Here is a 10,058-nt window from a genome sequence, read left to right as displayed (position 1 = left end):
GCGGGAAATCGCTGAGGATCAACAGGCGCAGGGAACTCGGACCATCTGCGACACCACTCATTCGCGCGAGTTCGCCCATGTCGACGGCCTCGGCCAGTGCCCGCAAGCGCGCCGAGATCTCGGTGTGAGCGGTGATGACCGGCCCCGCGAGCATCGGTGCCAGTCGGTCGGTCAGTGGCGTCAGCGAGCCGGTCAGATCGACGACGTCGAGTAGCGGCATCGGGCCGGCGGCCATGACGCGCACGGTGACGGCACTCATCAGACCGAGCGCTGCTTTGCTCGACGTGCTGTCCACCCAGATCGGCCGGCGCAATGGCAACGGGACGCAGTACGGAACGGTGAGTGTGCCGCGGTCCGGAGCCGACAGCTCGCCAAGACGCATACCGTCGCTGACGGCCGTGATCTGGGCCGGATCGGTTGTACCCGCCCACGACACCGACTTCCACGACGCCATCGACCGTGGGAGCACGCCGTCGATCACGCCGAGTTCGTGCGCAAGCTGAGCGCTGTCGCGGGCGTGATTGTCCCGCGCGAGTGATACGAGGTCGTCGTGACGCTTCTGTGCGGCATCGCGCGCCGCCACTCCCGCTGCCGAGTTCCGCAACGACGGATCTGCGACGGCTGCGGTCAGATCCTCGTCCAAACGGGCAAGCGCGTACTCACTGCTGGAGACGAAGGAAGCGGCAGATCGGGAGGCGTCCTCGAAGATCATCCACGCACGCTCGAGGCCGCGGCCCACCTCCAACGGCTCCACCGCGGAGTCCCACGCGGGCGCGGCTGTCGGGGCTGGTTGTGCCGGCTCGTCGTCGACCTCGACGCCGTGCACCGAGATCAGTTCCGCCAGACCACCCGCATAGCCCTGCCCTACGGCCCGAATCTTCCAGGCACCGGACTTTCGGTACAGCTCCCAGCAGATGACCGCTGTCTCGGTGCCTGCGGTGGGGATCGCGAATTCGGCCAGGACCGAACCGGATTGATCGCTCAGGGTGGCGGAGAGCCCGGCCGTGCGAAAGGCTCCCGCGGCCGTCGCTGCCGGATCCACGCTGACGATGCACAACACTGCTGCGGCATCGGGGTGAAGTCGATCGAGTTCCACCCGGATGCCGCTCTGGTCGAGTTGCACTCCAGCGGTGGATGGTTGGTTGTAGAACACGAAGTCCTCGGACGTCAATGCCCGCAGGTTCGCGTCCGCTACCAGCGCCGACACGTCGAACGGCGTCTGGCTCTCGGCTCGAAACGTCACCACGGGCGCCTGCAGCGGCGCGTTCTGTCCGGGAACAAAAGTCATACCCACAGCAGCGAACTATGCCATGACCGGGCTCTCTCGGTCAGCCTTGCAGGTCCGCCACCACTAGATCGGCCACCGCGGTCATCCCGGCGTCCGTGAAGTGCAAGCGCTGCGCCGTCGACTCCGAGAACAGGCCTTCGAACCAACGCTGATCTGCACTCGCGCACGCATCGTGCCCGCCGGCGATGCTCGCCGCCGCAATGTCGACGGTACGGACACCGTGGGCGTGGGCGACCTCGTCGAACTTCGTGTTGTAGCGAGCGAAGTAGTCCATGAACCAGGATGCGTCGGCGTCTGAGAACGGGATGTTCGGCCAGCATCCGCGAGTGGAGATCATGCCGCCCTCTCCGATCAGGTAGATGCGAGCGTTAGGCGCGCGCTGCGTGACCGCGGTCAGGATGCGATCCAATTCTCCGGCAGCCCGGTCGATTCCGGACTGGGCGACGGAATTCGCGAGCGGGTCGTACCGACATCCACGATCGGTTCCCGGTCCCGGAGCGACGCACAGGGGGCCGAGGAAGATGCTGTTGGAGTCGTTGCCGCCGATCGAGATGGTAATCAGGTCGGTGTCCGGGTGAACAGCATCGAGCTGGACGGGCCAGTAGTTCGGAATCAGCTGTGGGGTGTCGATGATGTTCTCGGCGCGTGCCGCGCTGCAAGAGACATCAGCGAACTCGGCCACGTCGAGCGCCCGCGAGATTTTGCCCGCGAAGTTCTCGTACGAACGCGAGCAGGCGTCGGGGTACATCGGTTCCAGCCTTGGACCGGAGGCGCGGGAGTCACCGAGGGCGACGTACTTGATCCCGGTCTCGGAAAAACCTGCCGGCGGTGCCGACTGGGGCACCGAAGCCTGCGCGATTCCGGTGCTCACGAGCGCCAGCACAACGCCTGCGACGGCCGCCGCCCGACCGAGAAGTTTCCCTCGAGTGATCATCTACTGTGCCAAGTCCTCTCGCGCACGGCCGCTCGACTGACGGCTCGACATGCCGCATGAGGTTAACGCACGGAGGGGACAACGATGTCCGGTTCGGCGGACGGCGATCGAAACCACCTACCGCCGAACCGGATTCATCTCGACTATGCAGTCTCGACTCAAGCAGTGAGGAAACGGCCCAGCTGCGGCGCAGCTTCTCCTGCGTGCTTGGCCTGGATACCTTCACCGATGGCCTGCAGCTTCCATTCGCCGTTCGCGCGGTACACCTTTGCCATCACCATTCCGGTGAAAGCCATGCCGCCCTGGAGCGTGTATCGAGCGAGCTCGGAGTTGGTGGTGCTGTCCACGAGACGGCAGAAAGCGTTGGAGACCTGCTCGAACGTGTGTCCGCGGTACGAGGTCACCGTGAAGATCACGGTGGTCACGTGAGCCGGGACCCGCTGCAGATCGACGAGCATGACCTCGTCGTCGCCGTCTCCGTCGCCGGTGAGGTTGTCACCCATGTGACGGACCGAGCCGTCCTTGGACGTCAGCTGACCGTAGTAGCAGACGTCGACGAGGTTGCCGTCGGCGTACAGGAGTGCCGAAGCGTCGAGGTCGACGTCGGCGGTACGGCTTCCGAACAGACCGCTCTTCTTGATCGGATCCCAACCCAGACCCATCTGGATCATGGTGAGCGCGACGCCGCCCTCCTTGCGGAGCGTGACCTTCTGGCCCTTGGTCAGGCTGACGGGGCGCCCCTTGACCAGGCTCACCTCGGGCTGCTGCGCCGGCGGCTGGTTCTGCACGGGAGGCGCCGGGGGTGCCTGGTTGTACGTCGGCTGCTGGTTGTACGCAGGCTGCTGCGCCGGCGGGTAGGCCGGCGGCGTCGGTCCCTGGTTGTAGGCGGGCGGCTGGTTGTATGCGGGCGGGGCCGGCGGAACCGGCGGCGCGTTGTACGAAGGCTGCTGCTGCGGCGGCTGGTTGTACGCCGGCGGAGTAGGAGCGACGGACGAGGGCGGCGTGATCGGAGCCGGAGCCGCGACCGGAGTGGGCGGCGGCGGCGCGGGCGCATCGTCGACGGACACACCGTGATCGGTGACCAGCGCGGCAAATCCACCCGCGTACCCCTGGCCGACGGCGCGCACCTTCCACGCACCCTGGCGTCGGTACACCTCGAGCGCGATGACGATGGACTCGGTGGTGAGACCGTCGATCACGTACTCGTACAACACGTTCCCGGCCGCGTCGGAGACCCGAGCGGTGGGTGCAGCGCTGCGCCCGAAGTTCGACGAAGCGTCGTCGAGCGTGATGACGGCGCGAACCTGCTCGATATCGGCAGGGACGCCGGCGAGCGAGACTCGGAGTGAGGCAATGCCACCCGGGTTGGGCACCAATTGCACGCCGGGTCCGGTCGGCTGGTTGAAGAAGACGAAGTCGGCGTCGGAACGAACTTTTCCGTTGCTCGTCACGAGGAGTGCAGACAGGTCAGCGGCTGCAGCCAGCTGAACCGACACAACTACATCCGAGACGTCCAGCGGGCCGTTCTGCCCTTTGGCAAGCGATACAGACAACTAAATCCCCTTCATAGAGAGCGTGTATTACCCGAGCGCGGAAGAGAACCACCGCAATATCTCCGCGCTCGCTGCGATACCGGACCTTTCTGTCACAGTAACGGTCGGCCGTTGCCAATTCAGTTCTTCCAGCTCACCGTGCCTCGGCCGGATCGCGAAATCGGAGTATTCGAGCATGTCCGCATCCAATGCGCCGTCACCTGCCGAGATCACGACTGCGGATTGATCCAGATCACCCGACTCGACCAGTCTGCGGCGCACCTCTGCCAGTGCGCGTGACTTCGACACGGCGTCGGGCATCGTGTAGATCTTCCGGCCTTGACGCGAAACGTTCCAGCCCCGCGTCACGCACCAGTGATTCCATTCGGTTTCGAATTCACTCGGCATCACGGCCAGATCGACGACCAGGTACGGAAACAGGTCGTCGGCAACACGAATGGAACTGACCCAGCTCGAGTCGATCCGCGATTCCAGTTCCGCCTGAACCTGCGGCAACTCGGCGCCGGACTTGCTGGTCGAACGGTCGATCTCGTTTCGCCACTCGCGATCGGCTTCGCCGTCCACCAGGATGTTTCCGCCGTTGCTCGTGATCGCGTACTTCCACGGTCCGCCGGGAAGATCGATCCGCTGGAACTGCGCAATGGTCCTGGTGGTTGTCGGAATCACCGGAACCCGCGAGCTCAGCGCAATCAGCAGTTCGATCGATTCGACGCTCATGTGTGAGAGCGGACCGCCGTTGTAGTACTCGACGCACAACGGGCTCGGCGCCGAATCCAGGTCGGAGCCACTGGGATCGCCGCCGATCGCGGCCTGCGAATAGATCATCGTGCGGTCCAGATCCGTGGCGATCAGGACCTGGGACGCAGCGGTGTCCGCACGGCTCACGTGATGTCCTTGATCAGCCCGACACACGAGTAGGCGAGGTCGGGTACCACCTCGACCGGAACCCCGCGGGCCTGCGCCAACAACCGGATGTGTGCATGCTCCGGGGCGTCGAGTTCACGCACCAGAACCTTCCAGGGGAGCCGGCGCAGCAACACCCTGGTTGTTTCTCCGACACCTGGTTTGACGAAGTTGACCGTCGAGATCCCGTACTCGGCTTGCACCTTCTCCACCGACTCCCAGCCGGCCCAGGTCGGCGTCCGATCGGAATCGAGCACTGCAGCAAGAGAATCCGCTGCGTCGCCGCGAACGGAGTCGAACTCGGCCGAGACCACGTCGAGCAACCTGTTGGAGACGTCGACGTCGGCGAGGTCGGCGTAGAACTTGGCGCCGTGGAAATCGCCGGGCCCGATAAGGGTGTCGTTGAGGACTGTTCGTGAGACCAAGCCGGACACCGTCGAATTGAGGCATGCCGACGCGATCAGGAAGTCGTCGCGGGTTCCGTACGTTCGCACGCAGTGCCCGGGGTCGGCGAGAACAGCCAGATCGGAGTCGAACTTGGCTCCACCCGCCTCGTGGTACTCCGTCAACGCTGTGTCGAGTTCGCGGGCGATAGCGCCCTTACCTGTCCAGCCGTCGACGAAGACGACGTTCTCCGAGTCGTGATGGTGCGCAAGATAATCGAGTGCGACGGAATCGATACCCTTGCCGCGGACGATAGACACTGCATAGTGCGGCAACGTGAGCCCGCGGGTCTGCTGGGCCCAGCGCCGCATCAGAATCCCGATCGGTGTTCCGGCCCGGGCGAGTGAGACCAGCGTGATGTCACTCCCCCGCTCGGCCAAGACCAAGTCCATCACGGTCCCGACAGCGCGCGCCAACCGTGGAGCGCTCTCGGCGAGCACCGTCTCGAAAAGATCCCGGTATGCCTGATCGGGTTGGTACTCGATGGGAAGAGACTCGGCATAGTGCGCCTCACCCGATTGAATACGCTTCTCGCGCACGGATACATCCGCTTCGAGATCCACGTGCGAAAGATCCTTGAGCAGCCACTTCACTTCGCCCGGCGCGTACGAACCGAATTCGGGCCCGACCAATGGTTCGTTCATGACGAGCCTCCTGCTCTGGATTCTCGCAGCGCCGACGGATCGGCCCCGCGAACGGTGGCGACCAGGACGTCGGTGCCGGAGTTCCGTAACACCTCGATCACCCCGTCCATCGCCGTCAACCGATCGGTATCGGCGGGCTCGTCCACCACGAGCAAGGCAAGGGCGTCGACCGCCGCGTCAGGCCACTGCGCGTTGTAGACGTATCGAGGTTCGTTCTCGCCCAGTTCCGGTGCCGGAAAGGTGAACCCGCGACGCAGCGGGTATCCCGGCACGTCGACGACGTAGGCGGGTGAACGCGTCGTGGTCTGGTAACGAACTGCTCGCCCAGAGCTTTCCAAGCCCGCAGCGATGCGCAGTGGCAGGTACATCAACTCCTCGTGACCGATCACGATCACAGCACGCGACGCGTCGATCGACGATCCGAGAATGGACACCGCTGCCTCGACGGCGGACTCGAATGCCGCGGTGTCGCCATCGAGAAAACCGTGCCGGCCTCCGTCGGGGACTTGCGCAGGCCATGGCAGATCCATCCGAGACAGCGTGCCGCGGCGATCACCGATCGGGTTGAGATCCGGAGCATTCAGCGCCGTGACGCGCTCGGTCAGGCCGTCGGGCAGAACCGTCGAACCCGAAGCAAGAGAGACGTAATCGATCCGCACACCCAGTTCCGTGGCCGCGGCTTCGCTGGCGGCTCGGTGTTCCTCGGTTCTCATGTCCACCAGCGAGGCCACGACATAGCGGCTGCGCGGGCATTGCCCGTGCAGTGCCCGGATGGCATCGATCGCGGTGGCGCCGGTGGAGATCTCGTCGTCGACGAGGACCAGTGGCAGGTCGTTCTCGAACAGTTCGGCGGACGTCGGCTGCATCAGATGGCTCGTGGCGTGCGAGTGCCCCTCCTCGAATCCGGCGAGCGTCGCGGCACCTGGTACGTCGCGACGAGTCGAGTGCAGGTAGCAGTGAGCGCGCAGACGGGCCGCAACGCAATGACCCAAACCTGTTGCGGTTTCGGCAAACCCGAGCACGACGACGTCGACACCCTCACCGAGGGTTGTCCGCACCAGATCGCCGAGGTCGTCGGCAGCACCGATGACCACGGACGGCTCGGTGGGCACGTGCTTTCCCAGCACAGTGGACACCAGCAGGTGAGCGCGACGCGGATTCCGCCGAAGACCCGGGATCACCAGATCGGGCACCGAATGCCCGAGCGACGAATCACCGTGAACGAGGTCCAAGCCGAATTCTGCTGTAGCCCAGGGAACGTCCCGGGACTGGACAACCTCTGTCATCGATCGACCAACGCCGTCAGCAACTCGACGAACGTGATGCCCTTGTTGGTCACACCGAACACGTGAGCGCGGAGCGCAGTCTGATGGGCCCAATTGCGATGCGGCTTCATCTCGTTCATCTTGTTCCGGTAGCCGGAGGCCTGCACTCCCCCGGCATCGGCACCGAGAATGTCGAGGGCATCGTGATATTCCTCGTGCGTGACCGCGGACAGTGCATTGACCGCCGCGACGTGCGACGGGTGGATGACCGTCTTGCCCTGGATTCCGTTGGCGCGGTCCAGCGCGATCTCACGGAGCAGACCGTCGAGGTCGCGGCTGACGAGATGCTGACGGAACCGGACGGCGTCGTGTTCCTCGAACGGGGTGGCGCGCAGCATCGGCCGGAACATGCGTTCGTGATCGGCGAAGTACTCCCACACCGGCCCGGTGATGACAAAACCCGAACCGTCGGCGCGCCCGAGGTAGTTGACGATGTCGGCGATGACGTCGACCACCACGCGCACGTCGTAGATGGTCAGATCGCGGTCGCGGCGGATACCGAAGGTGCTGCACATGTCGGTGGCGCCGATGCGGACGGCAAGGATGCGCTCGCGGTGTTGCGCGAGAATCCCACTGATGGTGCGCAATTCGAGATCACGTGTATCGCGGTGAACCAGCGCGGGTGATTCGAGTACCGGCATCGCGTAGAGATGCTTACCCAGCAGCTCGGATGCGTCCGCAACGGCGTCGAGAAACACGGGGCCGGACTCGCTGCCGAACTTCGGGATGACGAACCCGGTGAGCGCGGCGCGCCCCTCGGTCAACGACGCGGCGACCTTGTGGATGTCCGCGACCTCACGGACCCGCACGAACAGCAGCATGCCGACGGCGTCGGTGGACGCGATCTTGTCGAGAGCGTCAACCGCGTTCGCTCGCGCTGACTCCACCTCGTGATCCGCGACGGCGTCCTCGAGATCGAGCACCATCGAGCTGACGCCCTCGGACGCACGCTTGACCACGATGTCGGCCAGCCCGGCTCGGGTGGCAGGAACGTAGAGAGTTGCACCCAGAGCAATCGCGAGCAGATCCCTCTCGTCGGAATCCGCGAACGATCGAGGCGCGTGCAGGAACAGTTGCTCCCGCACGTCGTCCTCGAGATGTTGAAAGTGCTGCATTTCTCTTCTCTCTGTAACCGCAATCAAGTCCATGAAACGACCCCCTGTGACAACGCGTCGAGCAACTCCGATCCCCCGATCGGCCCGACCATTCAGTTTTTGCCGGCTCGCGCCCGCATCTTCTCGACAACTTCGGTGATGAACGTCGATACCGAGTCCAGCTGTAATACATACGACCAGTAGTCCGGATGAGTTCCCGACAGTGACGCACTCGCTCGCTCGATCCTTGCTAGTTGAGCATCGAGTACGGAGCCCCACTCCGCCACCAACCCTTGGTTAACAGCGAACATCTGGGCGTCTTTCAGCCGGAAACGAACCTCACGTTCCTTTTCGCTCGGATCTGCCCGAACTGCACGCAGAGTAGCGAGACGGTCCGTCACGGCATCGGCGCACGCTTCGGCGTCGGCGAGGTGAACACGTGCTTCGGCCATCAAAGCCAGTGCGTGTTCGGGGTTTCCCGCAGCCAACGACTGCTTCGCTTCCTTGAGATCGATGTCGGCCTGATCGATATGCGCTCGGCTGCGACTGCTGTTGTCGACGAGGTCAGCTGAACTCGCGGCGTTGAACTCGCGCAGCAATGCGGAGTACGCCGGATCCAGCCGGTCCACTCGTGTGCGCACTGCCGACAACCTGGTCGAGACCGAGGAGATCGTCATCTCGGCACGGTGCTGGGTCGACGGGGCGTCTGCCAATGCTTCCTCGAGCGCCGATACCGCTTCGCGGACACTCTCGGCCCGCGTGCGGACTGCGTCGGCGCGACCGGAGGATCGCGCATTGTCGAGCGCTGCAACCGCGTCGTCGAGGTGTTCGGAGGCCGTCACCACCGACGGGTACTCGCGATAGCGCTGATCAGTGGCAGCAAGTTTTTCCCGGACGGCGTTTGCCAGGGTTCGGGCCTGTTGGCCGAGGACGGGAATGGCGGACATCGTGACCGTCGCCTGCTCGAGGTGCGCACGATGCCCGTTGTAGAAGGCGTCGACGCCCTTCGCCGCCTCGACGAGTTCGGCTACCGACTTTTCGAACGCCGCCCGAGCACCGTTCGGGTTCTGGTGGAGTACCTGATCGTTGCCATAGCGCTCGGAGGTGTCGAGGTAGTCCGACGCAGCCTGGAAGCACCGATCCCGAACGGGTTCCCACGCAGCGCGCAGCCCTCGCTCGGGATACAGCTCGGCGGAAGCGTCGACTGCTGCCGACGCGATGGTCTGCCGCTTGTCCATGTCGAGGAACGCCGAAACCATGGCCGTCTGCGCCTCCCGCGCACGACTGACCGACTCCCCCACTCTTGCCCCCCGATTGAAGCGCTCCGACCATCTTCCCACCACGATTGAATCCTACGGGTCCAGCACTTCGCTTCTCGGTTCGTAATTCTGCTGTTACGGCGAACACACCGGAACTGCGGTTAGGGTGGTGGAGGTAAACACACTCCCAAGACGACTTCGCGTCGTAGTGGGCCTTGTCTCTCCTCTTGAAAGGACCCCTGAATGGGCGTCAGCTTGACCAAAGGCGGCAATGTCTCTCTCACGAAGGAGGCCCCGAACCTGACTGCAGTGGTCGTCGGCCTGGGCTGGGACGCGCGTTCCACCACCGGAGCTGCTTTCGACCTCGACGCCAGCGCAATCGGCGCAGGCTCGAACAAGAAGGTCCTCTCCGACCAGCACTTCATCTTCTTCAACAACCTCCGCTCGCCCGACGGCTCGATCGAGCACAAGGGTGACAACACGGACGGCGAAGGCGAAGGCGACGACGAGCAGATCGACGTGAACCTCGCAGCGGTTCCCGCCGAGATCGAAAGCGTTGTCTTCCCCGTCTCGATCTACGACGCAGAGGCTCGCTCGCAGTCCTTCGGCCAGGT

At 64.3% G+C, this 10,058-nt stretch carries 9 protein-coding genes; 1 reads left to right on the top strand and 8 read right to left on the bottom strand.

Translation table 11 applies throughout. From position 1 onward, the window contains the following. The 8 genes from ABX74_RS20920 to ABX74_RS20885 form a co-directional block, all read right to left on the bottom strand. The coding region (locus ABX74_RS20920) for a TerD family protein (RefSeq protein ID WP_053062064.1) at positions 1-1,288 on the bottom strand (1,288 nt) is incomplete at its 3' end. 40 nt (positions 1,289-1,328) lie between these two features. Further along, a complete protein-coding gene (locus tag ABX74_RS20915) occupies positions 1,329-2,222 on the bottom strand; it encodes an SGNH/GDSL hydrolase family protein (protein WP_019746740.1) in 894 nt (297 codons plus the stop codon). Between the two features lie 158 nt (positions 2,223-2,380). Continuing rightward, entirely contained in the window at positions 2,381-3,775 is a 1,395-nt protein-coding gene (locus tag ABX74_RS20910) for a TerD family protein (RefSeq protein ID WP_019746739.1), read from the bottom strand. Between the two features lie 27 nt (positions 3,776-3,802). Further along, positions 3,803-4,600 (bottom strand): HAD superfamily hydrolase, encoded by a 798-nt coding sequence (locus tag ABX74_RS20905; RefSeq protein WP_047889609.1) that lies wholly within the window; start codon positions 4,598-4,600, stop codon positions 3,803-3,805. A gap of 56 nt (positions 4,601-4,656) precedes the next feature. After that, positions 4,657-5,766 carry a cysteine protease StiP family protein gene (locus tag ABX74_RS20900; RefSeq protein ID WP_020906052.1) on the bottom strand — a complete coding sequence of 370 codons (1,110 nt, stop codon included), beginning with the start codon at positions 5,764-5,766 and terminating at the stop codon, positions 4,657-4,659. Continuing rightward, positions 5,763-7,052, bottom strand: a complete 1,290-nt coding sequence (locus ABX74_RS20895) for a phosphoribosyltransferase family protein (protein WP_029254391.1) — start codon at positions 7,050-7,052, stop codon at positions 5,763-5,765. The genes ABX74_RS20900 and ABX74_RS20895 overlap by 4 nt, the downstream gene beginning before the upstream one ends. Then, positions 7,049-8,206 carry an HpcH/HpaI aldolase/citrate lyase family protein gene (locus ABX74_RS20890; protein ID WP_021342746.1) on the bottom strand — a complete coding sequence of 386 codons (1,158 nt, stop codon included), beginning with the start codon at positions 8,204-8,206 and terminating at the stop codon, positions 7,049-7,051. The genes ABX74_RS20895 and ABX74_RS20890 overlap by 4 nt, the downstream gene beginning before the upstream one ends. Before the next feature lie 92 nt (positions 8,207-8,298). Beyond that, positions 8,299-9,444, bottom strand: coding sequence for a hypothetical protein (locus ABX74_RS20885; RefSeq protein ID WP_082148536.1), 1,146 nt, complete (start codon positions 9,442-9,444; stop codon positions 8,299-8,301). Between the two features lie 243 nt (positions 9,445-9,687). Between ABX74_RS20885 and ABX74_RS20880 the strand changes: the two genes are divergently transcribed. Then, positions 9,688-10,058 (top strand): TerD family protein (locus ABX74_RS20880; protein ID WP_047889607.1); only part of this gene is annotated, 371 nt, incomplete at its 3' end.

The organism is Rhodococcus sp. ARP2, assembly GCF_001029585.1.
Classification (GTDB): Bacteria; Actinomycetota; Actinomycetes; order Mycobacteriales; family Mycobacteriaceae; genus Rhodococcus_F; species Rhodococcus_F erythropolis.
The sequence above is the reverse complement of the archived record's forward strand: the minus strand, read 5'-3'. Positions and strand labels throughout refer to the sequence as shown.

Excerpts from the sequence above, each read along its gene's own strand:
- ABX74_RS20915 (WP_019746740.1), bottom strand. The coding sequence starts at position 2,222 with ATGATCACTCGAGGGAAACTTCTCGGTCGGGCGGCGGCCGTCGCAGGC.
- ABX74_RS20905 (WP_047889609.1), bottom strand. The coding sequence starts at position 4,600 with ATGATCTATTCGCAGGCCGCGATCGGCGGCGATCCCAGTGGCTCCGAC.
- ABX74_RS20900 (WP_020906052.1), bottom strand. The coding sequence starts at position 5,766 with ATGAACGAACCATTGGTCGGGCCCGAATTCGGTTCGTACGCGCCGGGC.
- ABX74_RS20895 (WP_029254391.1), bottom strand. The coding sequence starts at position 7,052 with ATGACAGAGGTTGTCCAGTCCCGGGACGTTCCCTGGGCTACAGCAGAA.
- ABX74_RS20890 (WP_021342746.1), bottom strand. The coding sequence starts at position 8,206 with ATGCAGCACTTTCAACATCTCGAGGACGACGTGCGGGAGCAACTGTTC.
- ABX74_RS20885 (WP_082148536.1), bottom strand. The coding sequence starts at position 9,444 with ATGGTTTCGGCGTTCCTCGACATGGACAAGCGGCAGACCATCGCGTCG.